Origin of the sequence: Pseudomonas massiliensis (assembly GCF_000826105.1) — a bacterium.
In the GTDB taxonomy this organism is placed as follows: Bacteria; Pseudomonadota; Gammaproteobacteria; order Pseudomonadales; family Pseudomonadaceae; genus Aquipseudomonas; species Aquipseudomonas massiliensis.
In genome coordinates, this window is the sequence record NZ_CCYK01000006.1 from 662,183 (window position 1) to 686,035 (window position 23,853).

Below are 23,853 nucleotides of genomic sequence, written 5' to 3' on the forward strand. Positions count from 1 at the left end.
CTTACTCTTCGCTGGTGTGCACTTTGCGGTGCAGGATCGCCTGGAACTCGTCGGCGAAGGTGTAGTAGCGGCCGATCAGGGTTTCGCTACGCGCCGAGAAGCGGTTGTAGGCGATTACCGCCGGGATGGCGGCGAACAGGCCGATGGCGGTGGCGATCAGCGCCTCCGCGATTCCCGGCGCCACGGTAGCAAGGGTGGCTTGCTGCACCGCGGCCAGGCCGCGGAAAGAGTTCATGATGCCCCAGACCGTTCCGAACAGGCCGATGTAGGGGCTGGTGGAACCCACGGTCGCCAGGAACGGCAGGGTTTGCTCCAGCTTTTCTTCCTCGCGGGAGATGGCCACGCGCATGGCCCGGCCTACGCCTTCCATGACCGCGTCAGGGTCCACGCCTGGTTGCTGCCGCAGGCGAGAAAATTCCTTGAAGCCGGCGCGGAAGATCTGCTCCACGCCCGAGTCAGGGTCCGGGTTGCTACCGGCCTGGCGATACAGCTTGGAAAGGTCGATGCCCGACCAGAAACGTTCCTCGAAGGTATCCAGGGCGCGACGCCCCGCCCTGATCAGGTTGCTGCGCTGAAAGATGATGACCCACGAGGTGACCGAAGCGGCCACCAGGATCAGCATCACCAGTTGAACGACGATACTGGCGTTACTGACCAGGCTCCACATGGAGGTATGGTCGACGGCGTTAGCTTCCACGCTGGTTCTCCTGCTCTTTAGTTGTACCCAAGCCATCGTCTTCGGCGAATGCCGCGCGCATGGCGGGTGGAATGGCTCGGGGTTTGAAATTGTCGGCGCGCACGCACGCCACCAGGAACCGGCCCTCGCACAGAAGGCGATCGTCCGACGCCCGCCTGACCTGCTGCACGAAGCGCAGGCTGGCGCGGTTCAGTTCGCACACCTGGGCGCTGACGTGCAATTCGTCGTCCAGTCGCGCCGGCTCGTGGTAGCGGGCCTCGCTGGAATGAACGACGAACAGCAGGTTTTCCGCCGCCAGCACGGATTGCACATAGCCCAGCTCGCGCAGACGCTCGGTGCGTGCCCGTTCCATGAACTTGAGGTAGTTGACGTAATAAACGATGCCGCCGGCATCGGTGTCCTCGTAGTACACGCGACAACGATGAACGAACGGCGCAAGCCCGTTTTGCGCGCGCATACTCTAGTGCGAACTCCCTGGGTTGCCAATCCGGCCTGGCAATTGTTTTTTCAATGACTTGGAGGCCTTGGACAAAGCAACCGTCACATCTGCCCCTAGGACCATGGAATCGCCGATTCGATCAGCGCCACCGAGCCCTTTCATGGGTTCTCGTCCTCGAAGCCCGGTTCGGAACGCTCGGCGCGGTTGAGCCCGAAATGCAGGTAGGCATGCCGAGTCACCACGCGCCCACGGGGCGTACGCATGATGTAGCCTTGCTGGATCAGGTAAGGCTCGAGCACATCCTCGATGGTATGACGTTCCTCGCTGATGGCGGCGGCCAGGTTGTCCACGCCGACGGGGCCGCCGTCGAACTTCTCGATCATGGTCAGCAGCAGGCGGCGGTCCTGGTGATCGAAGCCTCGCTCGTCCACGTCGAGCATGTTCAGGGCCAGGTCCGCGACCGCCTTGCTGATTTCACCCTTGCCACGCACCTGGGCGTAGTCCCTGACCCGACGCAGGAGACGATTGGCGATACGTGGCGTGCCCCGGGCGCGCCGGGCGATCTCGAAAGCGCCGTCAGGGTCGATGTTCAGGCCCAGGATACGACCGGAGCGGCCGACGATGGTGGCCAGGTCCGCATCGCTGTAGAACTCCAGGCGCTGGACGATCCCGAAACGGTCCCGCAGGGGGTTGGTCAGCATGCCGGCGCGAGTGGTGGCGCCTACCAGGGTGAAGGGAGGCAGGTCCAGCTTGATGGACCGCGCAGCCGGCCCCTCGCCGATCATGATATCCAGCTGGAAGTCTTCCATGGCCGGGTAGAGCACTTCCTCCACGATGGGCGACAGTCTATGGATCTCGTCGATGAAGAGCACATCATGGGGTTCGAGGTTGGTCAGCATGGCCGCCAGGTCACCAGGCCGCTCGAGCACAGGCCCGGAAGTGCTCTTGATGGAAACGCCCATCTCCTCGGCGATGATGTTGGCCAGGGTCGTCTTGCCCAGCCCAGGCGGGCCGAAGATAAGGGTATGGTCCAGGGACTCCGACCGCCCGCGCGCGGCCTGGATGAACAGTTCCATCTGTTCCCGCACCACAGGCTGGCCAATGTACTCGGCGAGCTTGAGCGGGCGGATCGCGCGGTCCTGCTGTTCTTCACGGTCGCGCCCGCTGGCGGAAATAAGGCGGTCGGCTTCAATCACGTCAGATCATCCCCTTGAGCGCCCGGCGGATGAGGTCTTCGCTGGACAGGCCCTTCTCGTTCACCGCCGACACGGCCTTGCTGGCCTCCTGCGGCTTGTACCCCAGCGAAATGAGCGCGCTGACCGCGTCCGTTTCCGCCGTGGCCACCGGCGCTCGGGCGATTGGCCCGTCGTCGGGCACCAGCTCGAACATCGCCGGCACTGTCTGCCAGGCCTTGAAGCGATCTTTGAGCTCGACCAGCAGGCGCTCGGCGGTTTTCTTGCCAACCCCTGGCACCTTGACCAAGGCACTGGTGTCCTGGGCCTGGACGCAGCGGATCAGCTCGTCCACCTCCAGGCTGGACATCAGGGCCAGGGCCAGCTTGGGGCCGACGCCGTTGAGACGAATCAGCTCGCGAAACAGTTCGCGCTCCCGGCGCTCGTAGAAACCATACAGCAACTGGGCGTCCTCGCGGACCACCAGATGGGTGTGCAGCGTCAGCGCCTGGCCGACCGGCGGCAGGCGATAAAGCGTGGTCATGGGCACCTCGAGTTCATAGCCGAGGCCGTTGACGTCGAGAATAAGGTGCGGCGGTTGTTTTTCCGCCAGGGTGCCGCGCAAGCGTCCGATCACGATCGAGTCCTGAGATACCGGAGCCCCTGCAGGGAACCGGGGCTGTTAACGAGCCTGCGCGCATGATCGCAGCATGGCAGGCATCGGCAAATGAAAAAGTTTGAGCGAATGCTGCCGCTATAGCCTGAGACGGCCGCCCCGGCTTCGCGCGGTATTGAGTCCGTGTGGCACCAGGCTGGAGCGGGTATGCGCGTGGCACAGCGCAATGGCCAGGGCATCGGAAGCATCGATCTGCGGCTTGGTGGTCAGCTTGAGCAAATGCATCACCATCAGCTGTACCTGCTCCTTGCTGGCCCCGCCCGTGCCGGTGATGGCCTGCTTGACCTGCGTGGCGGAGTATTCGGCAATTTCCAGCCCCTCCTCCGCCGCCGCGACTATGGCAGCGCCACGGGCCTGCCCCAGCTTGAGCGCCGAGTCGGCGTTGCGGGCCATGAATACGCGCTCGATACCCATGGTGACGGGCCCGTGAACGCTGATGACCTCGCGCACGCTGCGATACACCACCTGCAGGCGCTCATGCAGCTCGCCGCTACCGGTTCGGATACATCCGGAGGCGACATACTCGCAGCCGCGCCCGAGCCCGCGATCGAGCACCACGCCATAGCCGGTGATCCGCGAACCGGGGTCGATGCCCAGGATCAGGCTCAACCGAGTTGTTCCATGATGTCATCGGCGATGGCGGCGTTGGAGTAGACGTTCTGAACGTCGTCCAGGTCCTCCAGCATGTCGAGCAGCTTGAGCACTTTTTCCGCCCCTTCGCGGTCGAGCTCGGCCTGAGTGCTCGGCGCCATGATGATCTCGGCATCGGTGGCCTTGAAACCGGCGGCTTCCAATGCGGTACGTACCGCATAGAAGCTGGCGAAGGAGGTGAACACGTCCACCGAGCCATCTTCATGACTGACCACGTCGTCCGCTTCGGCCTCGATGGCCGCCTCGGTCAGGGCCTCTTCATCCACGCCCGGGGCGAAGCTCAACTGCCCCTTGCGCTCGAACAGGTAGGCCACCGAACCATCGGTACCCAGGTTGCCGCCGCACTTGCTGAATGCATGACGAACGGCCGCGGCGGTGCGATTGCGGTTGTCGCTCATGGCTTCCACCATGACCGCCACGCCGCCAGGGCCGTAGCCTTCGTAGCTCAGTTCCTCGACATTCTCGCCTTCGGTGGAGCCCGCCCCGCGCGCGATGGCGCGGTCGATGATCTCCCGGCTCATGTTGGCGCCCAGGGCCTTGTCCAGGGCCAGCCGCAGGCGCGGGTTGGACGCGGGGTCACCTCCACCCTGCTTGGCCGCCACGGTCAGCTCGCGAATCCATTTGGTGAAGATCTTGCCCCTCTTGGCATCCTGGCGTTCTTTGCGGTGCTTGATGTTCGCCCACTTGGAATGACCTGCCATAAAGACTCCGATACGTATTCATTACAAAACCGCCCCCGCGCGTATGACGCGGCGGGGGCGCGAGGGTACTGCCAGCGACGCCGAGGCGCCTGCTCGATTTACTCGGCCTTGGGCTGCTCGCGCAGGCGAATGTGCAGCTCGCGCAGTGCCTTGGCATCGACCGCACCAGGCGCCTGGGTCATGACGTCGGCGGCACTTTGGGTTTTCGGGAAGGCGATCACCTCTCGAATGGACTGGGCGCCGGTCATCAGCATCACCAGGCGATCGAGGCCGAAGGCCAGTCCGCCATGGGGCGGTGCGCCGAACTTGAGCGCATCGAGGAGGAAGCCGAACTTCTCTTCCTGCTCCGCCGCGTCGATACCCAGCAGGCGGAACACCGCCTGTTGCATTTCCTTGCGATGGATACGGATGGAACCACCGCCCAGCTCGGTGCCGTTGAGCACCATGTCATAGGCCCGGGACAACGCGCCGCTCGGGTTTGCCTCAAGCTCGGCCGGGGAGCATTTGGGCGCGGTGAACGGGTGGTGCACGGCGCTGACGCTGCCGTCGTCGTTCTCTTCGAACATGGGGAAATCGATGACCCACATCGGTGCCCATTCGCAGGTGTGCAGCTGGAAGTCGGTGCCCAGGCGAATGCGCAAGGCGCCCAGTGCCTCGCTGACGATCTTGGCCTTGTCCGCGCCGAAGAAGACGATATCGCCATCGACGGCGCCCACGCGATCGAGGATCACGTTGAGGTTTTCTTCCGGAATGTTCTTGACGATAGGCGACTGCAGGCCCTCGACGCCCTTGGCGCGCTCGTTGACCTTGATGTAGGCCAGGCCCTTGGCACCGTAGATGCCGACGAACCTGGTGTAGTCGTCGATCTTGCTGCGCGGCATGCTCGCGCCGCCTGGCAGGCGCAGGGCAGCGACTCGGCATTTGGGATCATTGGCCGGGCCACTGAACACCTTGAAGTCCACGCCCTTGAGCTGGTCGGCCACGTCCACCAGTTCCAGCGGAATGCGCAGGTCCGGCTTGTCCGAGCCGTAGCGACGCATCGCCTCCTCGTAGGTCATGTGCGGGAATTCGCCGAACTCGACGTTCAGCACGTCCTTGAACAGTTGGCGGATCATGGCTTCGGTCAGGCCCATGATCTCCGATTCGTCCAGGAAGCTGGTTTCGATGTCGATCTGAGTGAATTCCGGCTGGCGGTCGGCCCGCAGGTCTTCATCACGGAAGCACTTGGCGATCTGGTAATAGCGATCGAAGCCGGCGACCATCAACAGCTGCTTGAACTGTTGGGGCGACTGAGGCAAGGCGAAGAAATTGCCCGCATGGGTGCGGCTGGGCACCAGATAGTCGCGCGCGCCTTCAGGCGTGGCGCGAGTAAGGATCGGCGTTTCCACGTCCAGGAAGCCGTTCTCGTCGAGGAAGCGGCGCACGGAGCTGGTGATGCGCGAGCGCAGGCGCAGCTTGTCGGCCATTTCCGGGCGACGCAGGTCGATATAGCGATAGCGCAGGCGGGTTTCCTCGCCAACGTCGGAATATTCGTTCAGCGGGAACGGAGGAGTTTCCGATTCATTGAGGACTTCCAGCTCATAGCCCAGTACCTCGATGGCGCCGGAGGCCATGTTCGGGTTGACCGCGCCGGCCGGACGCAGGCGCACCTTGCCGCTGATGCGCACCACGTATTCGCTGCGCACGCGGTCTGCGGCGGCGAAGGATTGCGCGCGATCCGGATCGAAGACCACCTGGGCCATTCCCTCGCGATCGCGGATATCGAGGAAGATCACCCCGCCATGGTCACGACGGCGGTGCACCCAGCCGCAGAGGGTAATTTCCTGGCCTTCCAGGCTCTCGTTCAGTTGGCCGCAATAGTGGCTGCGCATCATGATGGTCGGTTCACTTATAGTCAGTCGTGTTCAGGCGGGGCCGCGTCACCGGCAGTGTGCAGCACCCGGCCAAGGGGTTCAACTCAGTCGGCCTTGTCGGCGCCGGCCAGGTTCTTCTTGGCGCCGGTCTTGAAATCTGTCTCGTACCAGCCCGTGCCGCCGAGCCGGAAGCCCGCCCGGGACACTGCCTTCTTCAGGCTGGGTGCCGCGCATGCGGGGCAGTCGACCAGGGGCGCGTCGCTGAATTTCTGCATGGCCTCGAACGAGTGGTCACAGCTTTCGCATTGATAATTGTAGAGGGGCATCTTGCGGTTGCTCGGCTAGAACGTGGCGCACGTGGCGCGGGTGGCTCAAACCCGGAATTATATCTGCTTAACCGCGCCCTCCTGCAAGCTCCTCGCTACGGGTTCATTCGCTGACTACGTTTATCGGCTCCCGCCTGGCGGCCGGGAGGCCGGCCCGTTCCAACGCGTAGGCAACGCAGATCACCCTGACCAGACCGCTGAAATTCTTGACCCCACCATGGCGCAGGTGAACCTCCCGGTCGAGATAGGAAAGCAACTGGCTCACCGTACACTGGTTTCGCTCGGCCATGCTCTGCAGGATGTTCCAGTACACCCGCTCCAGGCGCAGGCAGGTAGCGAAGCCATTGAGCCGCACTGATCGAGCGACGGGCCTGGCCAGCGCCATGTCGAAATCCTTGCGGAACGGATCGAGGGCGAGCTTGGCAGCCGGACAGCCGCCAGTCGTGGAGCACTTGATGAACATAGGACACCTTCCTTGGCTGTATGACACGCAGCGCCATGCGCACCGCAGGCTTATGAAAGCGCTAGCGAAGGCCGGGAAGGAGAGAGAGCGGCAAAGAAAAGGGTAGGAAAGGACGGCAACTAGGGGCTGAAAATTCGCCACCTGGCGGCACAAGGGCCGCCAGGCAGCAGCCGCTGCTTATTTCTGTTCGAGCATGGCACGCAGCATCCATGCGGTTTTCTCATGCACCTGCATGCGCTGGGTCAGCAGGTCGGCGGTAGGCTCATCGCTCACCTTGTCCAGCAGGGGGAACAGGCTGCGCGCGGTGCGCACTACCGCTTCCTGGCCGGCCACCAACTGCTTGATCATGTCCTCGGCGGCTGGCACGCCTTCCGGCTCTTCGATGGAGGAAAGCCGCGCATAGGTGGAGTAGGTGCCCGGCGCTGGGAAGCCCAGCGCGCGGATGCGCTCGGCGATGGAGTCCACGGCCAGGGCCAGCTCGTTGTACTGCTCCTCGAACATCAGGTGCAGGGTGCGGAACATCGGCCCGCTCACGTTCCAGTGGAAGTTGTGGGTTTTCAGGTACAGCACATAGGTGTCTGCCAGCAGGCGCGACAGACCCTCGACGATGGACTTGCGATTTTCTTCGCTGATGCCGATATCAATTGCCATGGGGTTCCCCTTGTGTATGGAAAGATGTCTACCGGTGCGCCGGCTACTGTAGCAAGCCGTCCGTCGGGCCGCAGCCCTTCGCTGCGGCGCGCTTTTGTCACAAGCGGCCAAGACAGGCTGCGGGCCACGGGCCAGTCCAGATTGAATTGAGTCTGGCGGCCAGTTTCCTGTTAAATAGCCCGGTGTCACCAGCGCGTTACCAATCCCTTCGAGTCGCCGCTTTTTTTCTCGTTCCATGCGGTGGCTTGCGGGCGGTGCGCTGATGCATAGGCCCAACCCCTCCCGGTCGTCTTCCGTTCTGTTGCCATCGGCACGCTGCGGGGGCTGGCGCTTCTTGATCCTCTGGAAAACTGTGAGTCATAACCATGTTGAAAACCGTTCATCTGCTCACGGGCATCGGCGCTTTGCTGCTGGCTGCCCTTCCCGGCGTCCTGCCGGATGCGTTGCCCTACCTGTCCCAGTCAGATGCCTTTCACCTGGCGTTCATCGGGCTGGGCAACCTGCTGTTCGCGCCCTTGATTCCTCAATGGAAACACACGCCGCGACAGACGCTGCAAGGCTTCGTCAGTGCCTTGCTGGTACTGGCGGCGGTACTGCAGGCACTGGTGCTGTACGCGCCCATGCCACTGGTGGGCGGCGAGCCGGCCGCCTGGCTGGGACTGCTGTCCATGCTCGCCGCCGCGGTGCTGCAGCTCGCGGCGAGCCGCCCCAAGCGTCACGTGGCCGCGCCGCCGGTCAGCTACAACCCGGCCAACCGGGATACCGGCACCGTGAAGTGGTTCAACACATCCAAGGGCTTCGGCTTCATCTCCCGTGACTCGGGGGATGATATCTTCGTGCACTTCCGGGCCATCCGGGGCGAAGGTCATCGCGTTCTGGTCGAGGGGCAGCGTGTCGAGTTCTCCGTGATGAATCGCGACAAGGGCCTGCAGGCCGAAGACGTCATCGCCGCCGCACCCGGGCGTTGATGTCACATCAGTAATGAGGGGGCGGCGGTTCCTCGCCCCCTTCCTCGAACTGCCCAGCCAGTTCCTTGTACCGCTCGATCAGTTGCCCCATCTGCAGGGCCAGCCGCTCCAGCTGACGCTGTTGATCCACTACCACCTCGTTCAAGGCCTGGATGGTATCGTCCTGGAAGGCTAGGCGAGTTTCCAGCTCGGTCACACGGCTCTCCAGCGTCATACCCCCTCCTCCCACTGTAAACCCTCGATGCTCATGCTCTTGAGTCGCGCTTTCAGGGCCGCGAGCGCCGCTTCGTCATAGGGCCGCGCGGGCGACTTGCCCCAAATCGGGGCAGGCCATGCCACATCGGTGGCATACCGGGCGACTACGTGCACATGAAGCTGGGGGACCACGTTCCCGAGTGCGGCCACGTTCATTTTGTCCGCGCCTAGCAGGCCCTTGAGCCGCTGTGCCAGTAGCGCTGTCTCGCGGGCCAGCTGCAGCTGGTCTTCGGCGGTAAGCTCATGGATTTCGTTGATTCCTTCGCGGCGAGGCACCAGTATCAGCCAAGGGTAATTGGCGTCCCGGCTCAGCAGCAGGCGACATAGGGGCAAGTCCCCCAGCACCCAGGTATCGGCTTGCAAGCGGGCATCGAGTTCGAACAAGGTCAGGTCTCCTCTACCTAGTAGGCGCGTCTGGCTGACGCTTCTTCAGCATACCGCAGACATGCCGAATATCGGCTGGCCAGAGGTTCCAGAGGTTCGTAATAGCGCACTGCCTTGCCTTGTTCGGACTTTGGGCTAGCCTCTCGGAGCACGTGCTACTTTTCGCACCATAAAGGCACACAGCGGCACTTATCAGTGCGAGCGAAACGTTATCCATCAACGAGTAACGTGACATTGGTAACACTGTTGTGAGATATCAGAGAGCACCATCTTAAAGCGCATAAGCTGTCAAGGGGCCAAACAAGGGGGTTTAGACCCCGTGGTTTCAAGGGTTTTCCTGTGGCCGACGACCAAAAGTGAAAAAAATGTGAGGCGGCGACCGATTTGAGCACAGATGTTGCTATCTCTTTGCCAAGCCATAGGGGCAAGGGTTGTCAGGCCCGCCAGGCTGCCAAGCGCAGGCCGGCGAATCGACAGGCAACAGATTGAACGCGACGGCATATGGGCCTCGACCCGACAACGGGCGCCCTGGCCGAATCGCAGAACAACCAGGCAGGCGTGATCGACTCGCGCCCGAGAGAACAGCAAGAGCCGACCTGATAAAAATCCAAGCGGCCGGCGGGACCTACTAAAACCAAAGGAGCAAGTCACGATGAGAGTGATGAAGTGGAGCGCAATCGCACTGGCAGTTACCGCGGCGGCGACCTCGCAGCTGGCCATGGCCGAGGCTTTCGTAAGCGATCAGGCCGAAGCCAAGGGCTTCGTTGAAGACAGCACCCTGAACCTGCTGCTTCGCAACTATTACTTCAACCGTGGCCACAATGCGGGCCAGGACCAGCGCGACTGGACCCAAGGCATCCAGGGTGTCTACAGCTCCGGCTTCACTACCGGCACCATCGGCGTGGGCATCGACGCGTTCGCCTACGGCGGCCTGAAGCTCTGGGGCCCGGATCGCTACTCGGGGTCGGGCAACCTGACCGTGGACTCCGACGGCGACAACCATAGCAACTACAGCAAGGCTGGCGTTGCCGCGAAGTTCCGCATCTCCAAGACCATGCTGAAGATCGGCGATCAACAGCCGAGCACCAGCCCGGTATTCGCCGTGGGCGGCAGCCGTCTGAACCCGCAGACTGCAACGGGTATCACCCTGATGAGCAGCGAGCTTCAGGGTCTCGATGTGGAAGCCGGTCACTTCTACTCGTCCACCAGCCAGAACAGCAACAATCGTGACGGCGAACTCTGGGCCAACTACGCCGGTGTCTCGGCCAAAAGCGCCGACTACCTCGGTGGCCGCTACGCCATCAACGACCAGCTGAGCGTGGGCGTTTACGGCTCCAAGCTTGAAGACATCTGGGATCAATACTACGGCAACGTGAACTATGTTCTGCCGTTGAGTGGCGATCAGTCCCTGACCTTCGACGTCAACTACTATCGTACAACCGACGAAGGCAGCGCCAACGCTGGCGACATCGACAACAATACCTACTCGTTGTCCACCGCTTACGCCTTCCTGCCTGGCCAAACCCTGACCCTTTCATTCCAGAAAGTTAACGGCGACACGCCCTTCGACTACATCGGCGTGGGTGACAACAACAAGGGCGGCGACTCGATCTTCCTGGCCAACTCCATCCAGTACTCGGACTTCAACGCCCCGGGCGAGAAATCCTGGAAGCTGCAATACAACCTGGACCTCGCTTCCTATGGCGTTCCAGGCCTGAGCTTCATGGCCCGCTACGCCTATGGCTATGATATCGATGGTAGCGGCGCTGATGTCGATGGTGCATATGCCGGTCTGTACGGCGACGACGGCAAGCACCATGAAACCAACGTCGAAGCCAAGTACGTTGTCCAGACAGGCCCAGCCAAAGACCTGTCGTTCCGTATCCGCCAAGCCTGGCATCGTGGCAATGACGACCAGGCCGACGGTGATGTAGACGAGTTCCGCCTGATCGTCGACTACCCGATCTCGATCCTGTAATCGACCCGGCGGTCTGCTACGCCTGAAGAGCCCGGCCTCCGCGCCGGGCTTTTCTTTGGCGCCGCTTGCTCCGTACAATGCCCAGCTATATCTGAATTCAGCAACCGACACGGCCTACCATGCGCACCAGTCAATTCCTGCTCGCCACACTGAAAGAAACCCCGTCCGACGCGGTGGTCATCAGCCATCAGCTGATGCTGCGCGCGGGGATGATTCGCAAGCTCGCCTCCGGCCTGTACACCTGGCTGCCGATGGGCCTGCGGGTGATGCGCAAGGTGGAAGCCATCGTGCGCGAGGAAATGAACGCGGCAGGCGCCCTGGAGGTCCTGATGCCCGGCATCCAGCCGGCGGAACTGTGGCAGGAATCCGGTCGCTGGGAACAGTACGGCCCCGAACTGTTGCGCATCAAGGACCGTCACGCCCGTGATTTCTGCGCTGGCCCTACCCATGAGGAGGTCATCACCGACATCGCCCGCAACGAACTGAACAGCTACAAGCAGTTGCCGATCAACCTGTACCAGATCCAGACCAAATTCCGTGACGAGATTCGCCCACGCTTCGGCCTGATGCGCGGTCGCGAATTCATCATGAAGGACGCCTATTCCTTCCATGCGGACCAGGCTTCCCTGCAGGAAACCTACGACCGCATGCACCAGGCGTACTGCAACATCTTTACCCGCCTGGGCCTCAATTTCCGCCCTGTCGAGGCCGATAACGGCTCCATCGGCGGCGCCGGCTCCCACGAGTTCCATGTGCTGGCCTCCTCCGGTGAGGACGACATCGTGTTCAGCAATGGCTCGGACTATGCCGCCAATATCGAAAAGGCCGAGGCGCTGCCGCGGGAAAGCGCTCGCGGCGCGGCCACCGAGGCGCTAAGCCTGGTAGACACTCCGGACACCAAGACCATCGCCGCGCTGGTGGAGAAGTTCGGGCTGCCCATCGAGAAAACCGTCAAGACCCTGGTGGTGCATGCCGCCGAGGCGGGCAAGCTCATTGCCCTGGTGGTACGTGGGGACCACGAGCTCAACGAGATCAAGGCCGCCAACCATCCTCTGGTAGCCAGCCCGCTGGTAATGGCTGGTGAAGCGGAACTGCGCGAGGCCATCGGTGCCGGCGCGGGTTCCTTGGGCCCGCTGAACATGCCCCTGCCCTGCATCGTCGACCGCTCCGTGGCCATGATGAGCGACTTCGCCGTGGGCGCGAACATCGATGACAAGCACTATTTCGGCGTGAACTGGGAGCGTGACCTGCCGCTGCCGGAAGTGGCGGACCTGCGCAACGTGGTCGAAGGCGACCCTAGCCCGGACGGCCAAGGCACCCTGGAGATCAAGCGCGGCATCGAGGTGGGCCATATCTTCCAGCTCGGCACCAAGTACAGCGAAGCCATGAAGGCTCAGGTGCTCGGCGAAAGCGGCAAGCCAGTCACGATGACCATGGGCTGCTACGGTATCGGGGTATCCCGCGTGGTCGCCGCCGCCATCGAGCAGAACCACGACGAGCGTGGCATCATCTGGAGCGATACCCTGGCGCCCTTCCAGGTTGCCCTGGTGCCGCTGCGCTATGAGACCGAGCAGGTGCGCGAAGCCACCGATACGCTCTACCGGCAGCTGACCGCCGCCGGGATCGACGTACTGCTCGACGATCGCGACAAGAAGACCAGCCCGGGCATCAAGTTCGCGGACATGGAACTGATTGGCATCCCGCACCGTATCGTGATCAGTGATCGCTCCCTGGCCGAAGGCAAGCTGGAATACAAGCAGCGGACTGAAAGCGAAGCCCAGAGCCTGGACATCGCCGAGACCCTGCCCTTCCTGCAGGCACGGCTGGGCCGCTGATTACAGGTAACGCGTTCATGTCGACACCTAGTATGCGGTGGCTTGGTGGCGTCGCCCTGTGCGGCGCCTGCCTGCTGGCCGGCTGTGCCAACCAGATGTCCCAGCGCAGCGAGCTCGAAGCCCGTACCGAGCGCAAGCCCATCGAGCATCACCTGGCCATCGATGCCGGGGATGCTCTGCTGGAGCAGCCCCAGCGGCGAATTCGGGTTACCGAACAGGCTACGTTCGAGGTCACCGACTTCGAGGTCACTCGCCGTTACGACCGCTATACCCCTTACCAGCCCTGGCGCGAGCTCTACGAAGTACCCTTGGGCGCGGTGGCCGTGGTCGCCGGCGTGGCGGCCAACGCCCTCAACGTGGTGCTGTTGGGGCGGCTGCCTGAAAACGTCACTCATGGCTGGATCAACTACGGGTTCGCCGGGCTCAATCCGCTCATGAACACCCAATCCAACGGCCGCGCCGAACAGAACCTGGCCGCCACACAGGAAATCCAGAAGGACAAGCGCCAGGAAGTCACGATCGAGCCTTGGGCCGAAAAGCCCCTGGAGGTCACCGCCGGGTCCGAGGTGTATGCCTTGAACACCGACCGCAAGGGGTACCTGCGGCTTAACCTGCTGGATGCCCCTTTCGCGGACCAGGAGTTGCATGACGTGACGCGGCTCGTGTTGGTAGCCAAGGATGACGACGGCACCTCCCGCGCCGATGCCATTGTGCAATTGAGCCCGGCCTTGCGCGTCAAGCTGGTGGAAGCCCACAAGCTGATCTACGACGACCTGGAGGACGACGAGGTAAGCCAGTGGGTGTACAGGGTCAAGCGGCTTTCACAGCTGGGGTTGGAAGATGAAGCCAACGACCTCCAACAGAGCTTGCTAGAGCTGACACACAACGACCCGGAGCTGCAACGGGACTTCATCAAGGCCCTAGCCAAGGACGCCGGGCGCGCGGTCGATCTGTAAACGCTGGCTGGTCGTGGCGCTTGGTGGGAGCGCGCGCCAGCTAGCGAAAGGCAAGTGACAGAGACTGAATTCGGCAGCTTTTCCACCTACAGGCCTAAGTCGAACAGCTCCAGTTGCGTCAGGGCGCCGCGCAGGTCTTCCAGGCGCACGCCTATTCCCAACAGACGAACGGGCTTGCTGCCCCTGGCGTAAGCCTGGCTGACCAGGCTACGGTAGCTGTCAAGGTCGCGCGCGGCATTGGCCTGCTCCAGCGTGGTCTGGGTGAAATCATGGAATTTCACTTTCACGAAGGGCTTGCCCAGGCGATACCCGTCATCCAGCCGCTGCAGGCGCCCGGCCAGTGTCTCCATCAGCGCTGGCAACTTATCGAGGCAGGCGTCCAGACTCGGAAGATCTTCATCGTAGGTGTTTTCCACACTGACCGACTGGCGTCGGCTATCCACGTGCACGGGGCGCTCGTCAACGCCTCGGGCCAGCTGATACAGACGCTCGCCGAAGCCGCCAAATTCGCGGAGCAGGTTCAAGCGCGACCATTGCAGTAGATCCGAGCAACGTTGGATACCGAGCCGCTCCAGCTTGTCGGCAGTCACCTTCCCTACCCCATGCAGCTTGGAGACCGGCAACTCGGCAACGAATGCCTCGACCTGATCCGGCGTAATGACGAACAGCCCATTGGGTTTGCGCCAGTCGCTGGCGATCTTGGCAAGAAACTTGTTCGGCGCCACCCCGGCAGACACCGTGATATGCAGGCGCCTGGCGACGTCCTGACGGATAGCCTGAGCGACACGGGTGGCGCTGCCCTGGAAATGGGTGGAGTCGGTAACGTCAAGATAGGCCTCGTCGAGCGATAATGGCTCGATCAGGTCAGTGTATTGCTGAAAGATCCCGTGGATTTCTCGGGACGCCTCTTTATAAGCATCGAAACGCGGCCGCACGATGGTCAGGTCCGGGCACAGCTTAAGGGCATGGCGGGAGGACATGGCCGAGCGCACTCCGTAAGCGCGCGCTTCGTAATTACAGGTAGCGATGACGCCGCGCCGGTCCGCCGACCCGCCCACGGCCAGCGGCTTGCCTGCCAGGCGGGGGTCGTCGCGCATTTCGATGGCCGCATAGAAGCAGTCGCAGTCGATATGAAGGATTTTCCGTTGCGCCATGACCGAACGAAACCAGTTGTTACCAGTGAATGAATATACAGTATCCAGGCTTCCTCGGCTTGTACTGCCGGCGCTCCGACATGCCCAACCTGGCTAAATTGTTGAGTGACAAGCTTTTTTTCCAAAGTAAAGATTGACAAGCTTGTCCATGTGCGTAGAATGCGCCCCACAGACGCGGGATGGAGCAGTCTGGTAGCTCGTCGGGCTCATAACCCGAAGGTCGTCGGTTCAAATCCGGCTCCCGCAACCAATTGAAAAAGGCCACTTGAAAAAGTGGCCTTGTTTTTGGCTACCGAACATGGCTTTGGTGTGGAAGGTTAAAAAACCATACCAGTGCCTTGACACGGAAAAGAATACCCCTATAATGCGCAACCACAGACGCGGGATGGAGCAGCCTGGTAGCTCGTCGGGCTCATAACCCGAAGGTCGTCGGTTCAAATCCGGCTCCCGCAACCAATCGAAGAAAGGCCACTTGAAAAAGTGGCCTTTTTTTATGCCTGTGCCAACCTACTGTGCACAGCTGTCTGGACAATGTTTGCTTGCAGCCTGCCGTTCAGCATGAGGTCGAGATCCGGAACACCGCCATTATTCGCAAAAATTTCATTTTGTGGGGATTGGTAAGTTGGCCGGATACCTCCATCCTGTCGCGCTCAATAGGCGAGGTCATTGATGCGCCCTGAAATGTCCGAAGTAAACGATACCGTAACGTCACCCGTTCCCGTTCCGCCTGCTCGCCTACGCTGGATAGAGCGCTTGAGCCAGTACCGTCAGCCGCTCGGCATTGGCCTGACCATCGTCCTGTTCGCCATCGCGCTCATTGCATGCCGCCGCATGCTGGTGAACATGGACCTGTACGCCCTTCATGACTCTATTGCCGCTACGCCTACGAGCGCCTTGCTGGCGGCGCTTGGCTTCACCTCATTGGGTTTTGTGGTGTTGCTGGGCTACGAATGGTCGGCAGCCCGCTACGCCGGTGCCAATCTTGCGCCCAAAGCCTTGGTCATGGGCGGCTTCACGGCCTTTGCCATAGGCAATGCCGTGGGCCTGTCACTGTTGTCGGGTGGGTCGGTGCGCTATCGCCTCTATGCCCGCCTTGGCGCAGGGCCGGCGGAAGTCGCGCGGATGACCCTCTTTGCAAGCCTTTCGCTGGGATGCGCCCTGCCACCACTGGCTGCCCTGGCGTGCCTAAGCGACCTCCAGGCCGCCTCCACCGCACTGCGCCTGTCACCGGGAGCACTCGGCGCGCTGGCCGCGGCCATACTGCTATTGACCACAGGCCTGGCGGTCGGCGTCTATCGACGCCGGGCCTCGGCTCAGCCTTTCCCGCACAATCTGATCGTGCGGGCCGGCCGTGGCACCCTGCGCCTGCCCTCCCTGCGGTTGTGCCTCCTGCAACTGGTGATCACGGCCCTGGACGTCGCTATCGCGGCCGCTGTGCTGTATTGCCTGCTTCCCGAAGCGCCGCCGTATGGCGCTTTCCTGCTGGTCTATCTGCTAGCGTTGGCCGCCGGGGTATTGAGCCATGTGCCAGGTGGCGTTGGGGTGTTCGAGGCCATCCTGCTGGCCGCCTTCGCCGATCAGCTGGGCGCCGCCCCCCTGGCCGCCGCCTTGCTGCTGTATCGCCTGATCTATGTGATGCTGCCCTTCCTCGTTGCCTGCCTGCTGTTGCTGGCAACCGAGGCCAAACGTGTGCTTTTCGCCCGCCAGGCAATACGCGTGGCGTCCGGCCTGGCAGCCCCCATCCTGGCGGTGCTGGTATTTCTCTCAGGCATGGTGCTGCTGTTTTCCGGCGCCACCCCTGAGATCGATACCCGCCTGAGACACATGGGCTTCCTGCTTCCTCACCGCCTCATCGACGCTTCGCACTTCGCAGCCAGCCTGGTAGGGGTGCTTTGCCTGCTGCTGGCTCAAGGTTTGCGGCGTCGTCTTTCAGCGGCCTGGATGCTGACCATGGTGCTGCTGCTGACGGGTGCCCTGCTGTCGTTGCTCAAGGGTTTCGATTGGGAAGAGGCCACCGTGCTGATCCTCACCGCCTCCCTGTTGGCGGTGTTCAGGCGTGCTTTCTATCGCCCCAGCCGGCTGATGGAGCTGCCCCTGTCGCCTTTCTACCTCATGGCGGCCGCCTGCGTGGTGGGCGCGTCCATCTGGTTGCTGTTCTTCGCCTACCAGGACGTGCCTTACAACAATCGCCTCTGGTGGCAGTTCACCCTGGACGCCGATGCGCCTCGGGGTCTGCGCTCGGCGTTGGGCAGCGCGGTATTGCTGGTGATAGTGGCGCTGACCTGGCTGCTGCGCACGGCGCGCCCGGTGATCCACCTGCCCAGCCAGGAAGAGTTGGAGCGGGCTCATCGCATTCTCATGGCCTCTCACCAGCCCGATGGCGGCCTGTCCTTGACAGGTGACAAGGCGCTTCTCTTCCATCCCGAGGACAAGGCCTTCCTGATGTACGCACGCCGGGGCCGCAGCCTGGTAGCCCTGTACGACCCCATTGGGCCGACCCAGCCCCGGGCCGAAATGATCTGGCAGTTCAGGGACCTGTGCGACTTCCATCATGCACGCCCGGTGTTCTATCAGGTGCGCGCGGAAAACCTGCCGTTCTACATGGATATCGGCCTCACCGCCATCAAGCTGGGCGAGGAGGCCCGGGTAGACCTGCGCCGCTTCGACCTGGACGCCAAGGGCAAGGAAATGAAAGACCTGCGCTATACCTGGAATCGAGGCACCCGGGATGGCCTGAGCATGGATATCTACGAACCCGGCACGGCGCCGCTGGATGAACTGAAGGTGATATCGGATGCCTGGCTGTCGGGTAAGAACGTGCGGGAAAAAGGCTTCTCCCTCGGCCGTTTCAGCCCTGATTATCTCAAGCACTTCCGCATTGTGATCATCCACTTCCAGGGGCGTCCGGTCGCGTTCGCCAACCTGCTGGAAACTCACAGCCACGAGCTGGCCAGCCTGGACCTGATGCGTTCCCACCCGGAAGCACCCAAGCTGACCATGGAGTTCATGATGGTAGGCCTGATCCAGCATTACAAACAGCAAAGCTATGCGCGCTTCAGCCTGGGCATGGTCCCGCTCTCAGGCCTGCAGCCCCGGCGCGGCGCGCCCCTGACCCAACGCCTGGGCTCGATGGTGTTCCGTCGTGGCGAGCAACTCTACAACTTCCAGGGGCTTCGCCGGTTCAAGGATAAATTCCAGCCGGATTGGGAACCCCGCTACATGGCCGTACCGGCGGGTCTCGATCCGCTGGTGGCCCTGGCTGACACCGCTGCCCTGATCGCGGGTGGCCTGACCGGATTGGTGAAACGCTGATGATTCGACGTTACTGGCGCTTGGCGCTGATCGCGCTGTTGATCTTGATAGTGGCCGCCGGGCTGGTGTTCTGGTGGCTCAACCGCCCGGTTCCGCCGGCCACGGTGCAACCCTTGAAAATGAGCGATGGAAGTGACGCGACCCTGGCGACACCGGGCCAGCGCGCCCAGGTAGTGATGGCAGTGGCGGTTCCGGCCGACCAGGCATTGACCCAGCGACAGCTTACAGACCTGAGCCGCTCGGGCGCGGTGCGCATTCTTCAGGTGACCCTGCCCAAGGATGATTGCATTGCCCAGGGCAAGGCCTTCGAAGCGGCGCTCGCGCAGCTCGATGCCACGCCTGATGTCGTCGGCGGCATCGGCCCGGGAGCGTCCCTGGCCTGGCAGTGGCTGGCTGGACAGAGCAATGACAAGGCGCGGGCGGTGTCGGTGGATTTCACCGTGGAACAACCCGGCTGCAAGAGAGAGGTGCCTAAAAGCGCGCCCCATGGCAAATGGTCCGTGGCCTGGAACGACTGGCCGGACGACGTCAGCGCGAGCTTCGTACGTGGCCAGGCCAATGCCCAGAACAGCATCAGCGACTATGATGTCAAGCTACCGCAGTTACTCAAGACGCAACTGGCCCAAGCCATTCTGGGCGATGACCACAAGGGCTTGAAGATGCCGGTGGTGGAAGTGCCCAGCAAGCCTAACGACACCGTGACCCTGTTCCTTTCGGGCGATGGTGGCTGGCGCGACCTGGACAAGGAAGTTGCCGAGGACATGGCCAAGTCCGGCTATCCAGTGGTGGGTATCGATACCTTGCGCTACTACTGGCAGCACAAGTCGCCTGAAGAAAGCGCCGAGGACCTGATGGAGCTGATGCACTACTACCGCCAGAAGTGGGGCGCCAAGCGCTTCGTGCTGGCCGGTTATTCCTTCGGCGCCGACGTACTGCCTGCCATCTACAACCGCCTTCCGGCCGCCGACCAGGCCCGGGTCGACAGCATGATCCTGCTCGCCTTTGCCCGCAGCGGCAGTTTCGAGATACAGGTGGAAGGCTGGCTGGGCCAGGAAGGCAAGGAAGCTCCCACCGGAGAGGAATTGGCCAAGGTGCCCAGCGCAAAGGTGTTCTGTGTCTACGGCGCTGAAGAGGCCGATGAAAGTGGTTGTACCGCAGCCACCCATACCGGTGAAAAGCTGCAACTGCCGGGCGGCCACCACTTCGACGAAAACTACCCCGCGCTGGCGCAGCGGTTGATCCAGGCGATCAACCAGCGCAAGGGTTCCTGACCGCCCGGGGGAGCCTCGTTCGCCAGCTGGCGCTGGCTCCCACCGGTTGAACGTTCAGGACAGCCTTACATCTCTACCTGGGTACCCAGTTCGATCACCCGGTTCAGCGGCAACCTGAAGAACCGCAGGTTGCCGTTGGCATTCTTGAGCATGAAGGCGAACAGCCCCTCCCGCCAGCGGGCCATGCCTGGCAAGCGTGACGGAATCACGGTTTCCCGGCTGAGGAAATAGGTAGTCCGCATGGGACCGAAGTCCAGGTCTTCCAGCTGGCAGAGCGCCAGAGCCCCTGGCACGTCCGGCTCATCCATGAATCCATAATGAAGGATCACCCGATAGAAGCCTTCGCCGAACGCTTCGACTTCGACGCGTTCCTGCGCCGGCACCCGGGGCCTGTCTTCGCTCAGCACGGTCAGCAGTACGATCTGCTCATGCAGCACCTGGTTGTGGAGCATGTTGTGCAGCAGCGCATGAGGTACCGCGTCCTGGCGCGCGGTCAGGAATACAGCAGTGCCCTGCACACGATGGGGCGGCTGGACCCGAATGCTGCCAATGAAGATAGGGAGCGGCAGGCTGCCTTCATCGAGGCGCTCCACCAGCAACTGCTTGCCCCGCTTCCAGGTCGTCATGAGGATGAACAACACGGACCCGGCCAGCACTGGGAAGGCGCCGCCCTGGAAGATCTTCGGCACGTTGGCGGCGAAGAACAGCATGTCCACCAGCAGGAAGCTGCACAGCAGTGGCACGGCGAATATGGCCGGCCACTTCCACAGGCGCAGGATGACGGCCGACACCAGTACGGTCGTGCACAGCATGGTGCCGGTCACAGCCACGCCGTAGGCGGACGCCAGGGCGCTGGACGACTCGAAGCCCAGCACCAGCAGGATAACGCCCACCATCAGAGACCAGTTCACCGCGCTGATGTAGATCTGGCCTTGCTCGCTGCTGGACGTGTGCTGGATATGCATGCGCGGGATATAGCCCAGCTGTATGGCCTGGTGAGTCAGGGAGAAGGCACCGGAAATCACCGCCTGGGAGGCAATCACCGTCGCCAGGGTGGACAGGCCTACCAGGGGAATCAACGCCCAGCTCGGCGCCAGCAGGAAGAAGGGGTTGCGCGCCGCCTCCGGGTTTTCCAGCAACAGCCCGCCCTGGCCGAAGTAGTTAAGCACCAGCGCGGGCAGGATCAGCGCGAACCAGGCGCGGGCGATGGGCTTGCGACCGAAATGGCCCATGTCGGCGTAGAGCGCCTCGGCGCCGGTCAAGGCCAATACCACCGCTCCCAGCACGGCGACGCTGATACCCGGATGGCTGATGAAGAAGCGCACCATCCACAGCGGGTTGATCGCCTGCAGCACTTCGGGATGGTGGGAGATCCCCAAGATGCCAAGCGCGGCAAGGGCCAGGAACCAGCACACCATGATCGGGCCGAACAGCTTGCCGATTCGGGCGGTGCCGTGTTTCTGCAATACGAACAGGCCGATCAAAATCACCAAGGCAATGGGAATCACCCAGTGCTCTACCCCGTCGAAGGCCAATTCCAGCCCTTCTACCGCCGAAAGTACTGACACGGCCGGGGTGATCATGCTGTCGCCGTAGAAGAGCGCGGCCCCCACCAGACCGAAGCCCACCATGACCGCGCCGATGCGCGGATAGCCCGCCACCGCGCGCCGGGCCAGGGACAGCAGGGCCATGGTGCCGCCTTCGCCCTGGTTGTCGGCGCGCAGCACGAACAGGACGTACTTGATCGATACCACCCAGATCAGTGCCCAGAAAATCAGCGACAGCACGCCCAGGACGCCCTCATGGCTGACGCTGACGCCATAACCGCCCATGAAGACTTCCTTCAAGGTATACAAGGGGCTGGTGCCGATATCCCCGTAGACCACGCCGACCGCCGCCACGATCAAACTCAGCGGCTTCGCGGCATGCCCGCCTCCAGCCTCATTGCTTGCCTGAACCATCAACCTCTCCTACTGCCCTTTGAGCCGGCCTTCTGGCCGTGCGGTAGTTATGACCCTGGCGCGCAGCGTGACTGGTGCCAGCCTGCGCGCGGGGGCGAAGCATAGCGCAGCGCTGGTCATATTTCCCTGGTTTAGCACTGGCGTTGCCGCGCGCGCATCGCTAGAATTGCGCACTTTTTGATCAGACGCGCTCAGCGCGCACCTGGGCCCGGCCACGGCCTTGCCCCACACCGAGGTTAGTCATGTCTACTGTCACTCCGCCCGCCGCCACTCCAAAGGTCGGCTTCGTTTCACTGGGCTGCCCCAAGGCCCTGGTCGATTCGGAGCGGATCCTGACCCAACTGCGCATGGAAGGCTACGAGGTCGTTCCCACTTACCAGGACGCCGACGTGGTGGTGGTCAACACCTGTGGCTTTATAGACAGTGCCAAGGCCGAATCGCTCGAAGTGATTGGCGAAGCCATCGCCGAGAATGGCCGCGTGATCGTCACCGGCTGCATGGGCGTGGAGGAAAGCGCCATCCGTGACGTGCATCCCAGTGTGCTGGCGGTGACAGGGCCGCAGCAATACGAGCAGGTGGTCACCGCGGTGCATGAAGTGGTGCCGCCCCGGCAGGACCATAATCCGCTGATCGACCTGGTGCCGCCTCAGGGCATCAAGCTGACTCCACGTCATTATGCGTACCTGAAGATTTCCGAAGGCTGCAACCACAGCTGCAGCTTCTGCATCATCCCTTCCATGCGCGGCAAGCTGGTCAGCCGGCCCGTGGGTGACGTGCTGGACGAGGCCCAGCGCCTGGTCAAGGCGGGCGTGAAGGAACTGCTGGTGATCTCCCAGGACACCAGCGCCTATGGCGTGGACGTGAAGTACCGCACCGGGTTCTGGAACGGCCAGCCGGTGAAAACCCGCATGACCGAGCTGTGCGAAGCCCTTTCGACCCTGGGTGTCTGGGTGCGTCTTCACTATGTATACCCCTACCCTCATGTGGATGAGCTGATCCCCCTGATGGCAGCTGGCAAGATCCTGCCGTACCTGGACATCCCCTTCCAACACGCCAGCCCCAAGGTGCTCAAGGCCATGAAGCGGCCGGCCTTCGAAGACAAGACCCTGGCCCGCATCAAGCAATGGCGAGAGATCTGTCCGGAGCTGGTCATTCGTTCGACCTTCATCGTGGGCTTCCCAGGCGAAACCGAGGAGGATTTCCAGTATCTGCTCGACTGGCTCACCGAAGCCCAGCTGGATCGTGTCGGCTGCTTCCAGTATTCGCCGGTCGAGGGCGCACCCGCCAATCTCCTGGCCGAGCCGGTGCCGGACGACATCAAGCAGGAGCGCTGGGAGCGCTTCATGGCCCACCAGCAGGCCATCAGCGCCGCGCGCCTGCAAGCCCGCGTGGGCAAGGAAATCGAGGTGTTGATCGACGAGGTGGACGAAGACGGCGCCATTGGCCGCTGCTTCTATGATGCCCCGGAAATCGACGGCAACGTGTACGTGGACGGCGAACGGCCGCTGCGCCCCGGTGACAAGGTGCTTTGCCGCATCACCGAAGCCGATGAATACGACCTTTGGGCGACGGCGCTCTAGAACGACGCGGGCTATAGTGTTGCTGGCACCTGTCAAGGAGACACCCAGCATGCCAGCAGCCTTTGCCCCAGCAGCCTTCACCATAGGCACCCCCAGCCGCGCCGAATACCCGGACCTGCTCAGGGTCTGGGAAGCCTCGGTGCGGGCTACCCATGACTTTCTCCCCGATGCCTACATCGTCGAGCTCAGAGTGATCATGGCCGAGCGCTATCTGGACGCGGTGATGCTGGTCTGCATCCGGGACGCCAGGCGCCGGATCGCAGGCTTTGCCGGGGTGGCCGCAGGGCGCGTCGAAATGCTCTTCATTGACCCAGCCCAACGCGGCATAGGGCTGGGCAAGCGCCTGCTGTGGTACACCGTGGAACACTTCAATGCCCGGGGACTGGATGTGAACGAACAGAATATCCAGGCCCTGGGGTTCTACCTGCATGAAGGCTTCGAAGTGGTAGGCCGCAGCGACGTGGACGGCATGGGCCAGCCCTATCCGCTTCTCCATCTGCGCCTGGCCATGCGTCCTGCGCGCTCGGCATGAGCAGCGGCTGGCGACGGCAGGTACACTATGCGCTTTGT

General features: G+C 62.5%; 22 protein-coding genes, 2 tRNA genes and 1 pseudogene. 11 read left to right on the forward strand and 14 right to left on the reverse strand.

Annotation, left to right across the window (positions count from 1 at the left end):
* Window position 1: 1 nt before the first annotated feature.
* The 10 genes from tolQ to BN1188_RS09100 form a co-directional block, all read right to left on the reverse strand.
* Window positions 2-697 (reverse strand): protein TolQ, encoded by a 696-nt coding sequence (gene tolQ / locus BN1188_RS09055; RefSeq protein WP_040261067.1) that lies wholly within the window; start codon window positions 695-697, stop codon window positions 2-4.
* The gene (gene ybgC / locus BN1188_RS09060) at window positions 687-1,154 is read right to left on the reverse strand and encodes a tol-pal system-associated acyl-CoA thioesterase (RefSeq protein WP_040261069.1); all 468 of its coding nucleotides are present in this window, start codon (window positions 1,152-1,154) and stop codon (window positions 687-689) included. Before ybgC ends, tolQ begins: the two co-directional genes overlap by 11 nt.
* Before the next feature lie 140 nt (window positions 1,155-1,294).
* Window positions 1,295-2,332 carry a Holliday junction branch migration DNA helicase RuvB gene (ruvB, locus tag BN1188_RS09065; protein WP_052469218.1) on the reverse strand — a complete coding sequence of 346 codons (1,038 nt, stop codon included), beginning with the start codon at window positions 2,330-2,332 and terminating at the stop codon, window positions 1,295-1,297.
* Window position 2,333: 1 nt separating this feature from the next.
* A complete protein-coding gene (gene ruvA / locus BN1188_RS09070; protein ID WP_040261070.1) occupies window positions 2,334-2,945 on the reverse strand; it encodes a Holliday junction branch migration protein RuvA in 612 nt (203 codons plus the stop codon).
* A gap of 117 nt (window positions 2,946-3,062) precedes the next feature.
* Window positions 3,063-3,593 (reverse strand): crossover junction endodeoxyribonuclease RuvC, encoded by a 531-nt coding sequence (gene ruvC, locus BN1188_RS09075; protein WP_040261071.1) that lies wholly within the window; start codon window positions 3,591-3,593, stop codon window positions 3,063-3,065.
* The gene (locus BN1188_RS09080; RefSeq protein WP_040261072.1) at window positions 3,590-4,336 is read right to left on the reverse strand and encodes a YebC/PmpR family DNA-binding transcriptional regulator; all 747 of its coding nucleotides are present in this window, start codon (window positions 4,334-4,336) and stop codon (window positions 3,590-3,592) included. Before BN1188_RS09080 ends, ruvC begins: the two co-directional genes overlap by 4 nt.
* 98 nt (window positions 4,337-4,434) lie before the next feature.
* Window positions 4,435-6,210, reverse strand: a complete 1,776-nt coding sequence (gene aspS, locus BN1188_RS09085) for an aspartate--tRNA ligase (RefSeq protein ID WP_040261074.1) — start codon at window positions 6,208-6,210, stop codon at window positions 4,435-4,437.
* Between the two features lie 83 nt (window positions 6,211-6,293).
* Complete coding sequence (locus BN1188_RS09090; RefSeq protein ID WP_040261076.1) at window positions 6,294-6,515, reverse strand: FmdB family zinc ribbon protein; 222 nt, start codon at window positions 6,513-6,515, stop codon at window positions 6,294-6,296.
* A gap of 103 nt (window positions 6,516-6,618) precedes the next feature.
* Window positions 6,619-6,978 (reverse strand): ribbon-helix-helix domain-containing protein, encoded by a 360-nt coding sequence (locus BN1188_RS09095; RefSeq protein WP_052469219.1) that lies wholly within the window; start codon window positions 6,976-6,978, stop codon window positions 6,619-6,621.
* 177 nt (window positions 6,979-7,155) lie between these two features.
* Window positions 7,156-7,629 (reverse strand): Dps family protein, encoded by a 474-nt coding sequence (locus BN1188_RS09100; protein WP_040261078.1) that lies wholly within the window; start codon window positions 7,627-7,629, stop codon window positions 7,156-7,158.
* A 365-nt stretch (window positions 7,630-7,994) separates the two neighbouring features.
* Between BN1188_RS09100 and BN1188_RS22170 the strand changes: the two are divergent.
* A pseudogene (locus tag BN1188_RS22170) lies at window positions 7,995-8,315 on the forward strand (cold shock domain-containing protein membrane protein); the annotation flags it as partial.
* Between the two features lie 33 nt (window positions 8,316-8,348).
* Window positions 8,349-8,597 carry a cold-shock protein gene (locus BN1188_RS21920; RefSeq protein ID WP_232430914.1) on the forward strand — a complete coding sequence of 83 codons (249 nt, stop codon included), beginning with the start codon at window positions 8,349-8,351 and terminating at the stop codon, window positions 8,595-8,597.
* Window positions 8,598-8,604: 7 nt separating this feature from the next.
* Here BN1188_RS21920 and BN1188_RS09110 read toward each other — a convergent pair whose 3' ends face one another.
* Window positions 8,605-8,811 carry a SlyX family protein gene (locus BN1188_RS09110; protein WP_040261080.1) on the reverse strand — a complete coding sequence of 69 codons (207 nt, stop codon included), beginning with the start codon at window positions 8,809-8,811 and terminating at the stop codon, window positions 8,605-8,607.
* On the reverse strand, window positions 8,808-9,236 hold the full coding sequence (locus BN1188_RS09115; RefSeq protein WP_040261081.1) for an HIT domain-containing protein: 429 nt from the start codon (window positions 9,234-9,236) through the stop codon (window positions 8,808-8,810). The genes BN1188_RS09110 and BN1188_RS09115 overlap by 4 nt, the downstream gene beginning before the upstream one ends.
* A gap of 652 nt (window positions 9,237-9,888) precedes the next feature.
* Here BN1188_RS09115 and BN1188_RS09120 point away from each other — a divergent pair.
* From BN1188_RS09120 to BN1188_RS09130, 3 genes are all read left to right on the forward strand, one after another.
* A complete protein-coding gene (locus BN1188_RS09120; RefSeq protein ID WP_040261082.1) occupies window positions 9,889-11,214 on the forward strand; it encodes an OprD family porin in 1,326 nt (441 codons plus the stop codon).
* 119 nt (window positions 11,215-11,333) lie between these two features.
* Window positions 11,334-13,049: a proline--tRNA ligase gene (locus BN1188_RS09125; protein ID WP_040261083.1), complete on the forward strand. Its 1,716-nt coding sequence runs from the start codon at window positions 11,334-11,336 to the stop codon at window positions 13,047-13,049.
* Window positions 13,050-13,066: 17 nt separating this feature from the next.
* Window positions 13,067-14,005, forward strand: coding sequence for a hypothetical protein (locus BN1188_RS09130; RefSeq protein ID WP_040261084.1), 939 nt, complete (start codon window positions 13,067-13,069; stop codon window positions 14,003-14,005).
* Between the two features lie 86 nt (window positions 14,006-14,091).
* Here the strand turns inward: BN1188_RS09130 and dinB are convergent, their stop codons facing one another.
* Window positions 14,092-15,159 (reverse strand): DNA polymerase IV, encoded by a 1,068-nt coding sequence (gene dinB, locus BN1188_RS09135; protein ID WP_040261085.1) that lies wholly within the window; start codon window positions 15,157-15,159, stop codon window positions 14,092-14,094.
* A 173-nt stretch (window positions 15,160-15,332) separates the two neighbouring features.
* Between dinB and BN1188_RS09140 the strand changes: the two genes are divergently transcribed.
* The 4 genes from BN1188_RS09140 (at window position 15,333) to BN1188_RS09155 (ending at window position 19,742) form a co-directional block, all read left to right on the forward strand.
* Window positions 15,333-15,409, forward strand: a tRNA-Met gene (locus BN1188_RS09140).
* 129 nt (window positions 15,410-15,538) lie between these two features.
* Window positions 15,539-15,615: transfer RNA gene (locus tag BN1188_RS09145), tRNA-Met, on the forward strand.
* Between the two features lie 225 nt (window positions 15,616-15,840).
* Complete coding sequence (mprF, locus tag BN1188_RS09150) at window positions 15,841-18,471, forward strand: bifunctional lysylphosphatidylglycerol flippase/synthetase MprF (RefSeq protein ID WP_408633594.1); 2,631 nt, start codon at window positions 15,841-15,843, stop codon at window positions 18,469-18,471.
* A complete protein-coding gene (locus BN1188_RS09155) occupies window positions 18,471-19,742 on the forward strand; it encodes a virulence factor family protein (RefSeq protein WP_040261088.1) in 1,272 nt (423 codons plus the stop codon). Before mprF ends, BN1188_RS09155 begins: the two co-directional genes overlap by 1 nt.
* 65 nt (window positions 19,743-19,807) lie before the next feature.
* Here the strand turns inward: BN1188_RS09155 and BN1188_RS09160 are convergent, their stop codons facing one another.
* A complete protein-coding gene (locus tag BN1188_RS09160) occupies window positions 19,808-21,703 on the reverse strand; it encodes a potassium transporter Kup (protein WP_040261089.1) in 1,896 nt (631 codons plus the stop codon).
* A 242-nt stretch (window positions 21,704-21,945) separates the two neighbouring features.
* Here BN1188_RS09160 and rimO point away from each other — a divergent pair, with 242 nt between their 5' ends.
* Window positions 21,946-23,283, forward strand: a complete 1,338-nt coding sequence (gene rimO / locus BN1188_RS09165; protein ID WP_040261090.1) for a 30S ribosomal protein S12 methylthiotransferase RimO — start codon at window positions 21,946-21,948, stop codon at window positions 23,281-23,283.
* Between the two features lie 49 nt (window positions 23,284-23,332).
* Window positions 23,333-23,815, forward strand: a complete 483-nt coding sequence (locus BN1188_RS09170) for a GNAT family N-acetyltransferase (protein ID WP_040261091.1) — start codon at window positions 23,333-23,335, stop codon at window positions 23,813-23,815.
* The last annotated feature ends 38 nt before the right edge of the window (window positions 23,816-23,853 follow it).

Coding starts and splice junctions, on each gene's coding strand:
- ybgC (WP_040261069.1), bottom strand. CDS start 1,154: ATGCGCGCGCAAAACGGGCTTGCGCCGTTCGTTCATCGTTGTCGCGTG.
- BN1188_RS09080 (WP_040261072.1), bottom strand. CDS start 4,336: ATGGCAGGTCATTCCAAGTGGGCGAACATCAAGCACCGCAAAGAACGC.
- aspS (WP_040261074.1), bottom strand. CDS start 6,210: ATGATGCGCAGCCACTATTGCGGCCAACTGAACGAGAGCCTGGAAGGC.
- BN1188_RS09090 (WP_040261076.1), bottom strand. CDS start 6,515: ATGCCCCTCTACAATTATCAATGCGAAAGCTGTGACCACTCGTTCGAG.
- BN1188_RS09095 (WP_052469219.1), bottom strand. CDS start 6,978: ATGTTCATCAAGTGCTCCACGACTGGCGGCTGTCCGGCTGCCAAGCTC.
- BN1188_RS09100 (WP_040261078.1), bottom strand. CDS start 7,629: ATGGCAATTGATATCGGCATCAGCGAAGAAAATCGCAAGTCCATCGTC.
- BN1188_RS09110 (WP_040261080.1), bottom strand. CDS start 8,811: ATGACGCTGGAGAGCCGTGTGACCGAGCTGGAAACTCGCCTAGCCTTC.
- BN1188_RS09120 (WP_040261082.1), top strand. CDS start 9,889: ATGAGAGTGATGAAGTGGAGCGCAATCGCACTGGCAGTTACCGCGGCG.
- BN1188_RS09125 (WP_040261083.1), top strand. CDS start 11,334: ATGCGCACCAGTCAATTCCTGCTCGCCACACTGAAAGAAACCCCGTCC.
- BN1188_RS09130 (WP_040261084.1), top strand. CDS start 13,067: ATGTCGACACCTAGTATGCGGTGGCTTGGTGGCGTCGCCCTGTGCGGC.
- dinB (WP_040261085.1), bottom strand. CDS start 15,159: ATGGCGCAACGGAAAATCCTTCATATCGACTGCGACTGCTTCTATGCG.
- mprF (WP_408633594.1), top strand. CDS start 15,841: ATGTCCGAAGTAAACGATACCGTAACGTCACCCGTTCCCGTTCCGCCT.
- BN1188_RS09155 (WP_040261088.1), top strand. CDS start 18,471: ATGATTCGACGTTACTGGCGCTTGGCGCTGATCGCGCTGTTGATCTTG.
- BN1188_RS09160 (WP_040261089.1), bottom strand. CDS start 21,703: ATGGTTCAGGCAAGCAATGAGGCTGGAGGCGGGCATGCCGCGAAGCCG.
- rimO (WP_040261090.1), top strand. CDS start 21,946: ATGTCTACTGTCACTCCGCCCGCCGCCACTCCAAAGGTCGGCTTCGTT.
- BN1188_RS09170 (WP_040261091.1), top strand. CDS start 23,333: ATGCCAGCAGCCTTTGCCCCAGCAGCCTTCACCATAGGCACCCCCAGC.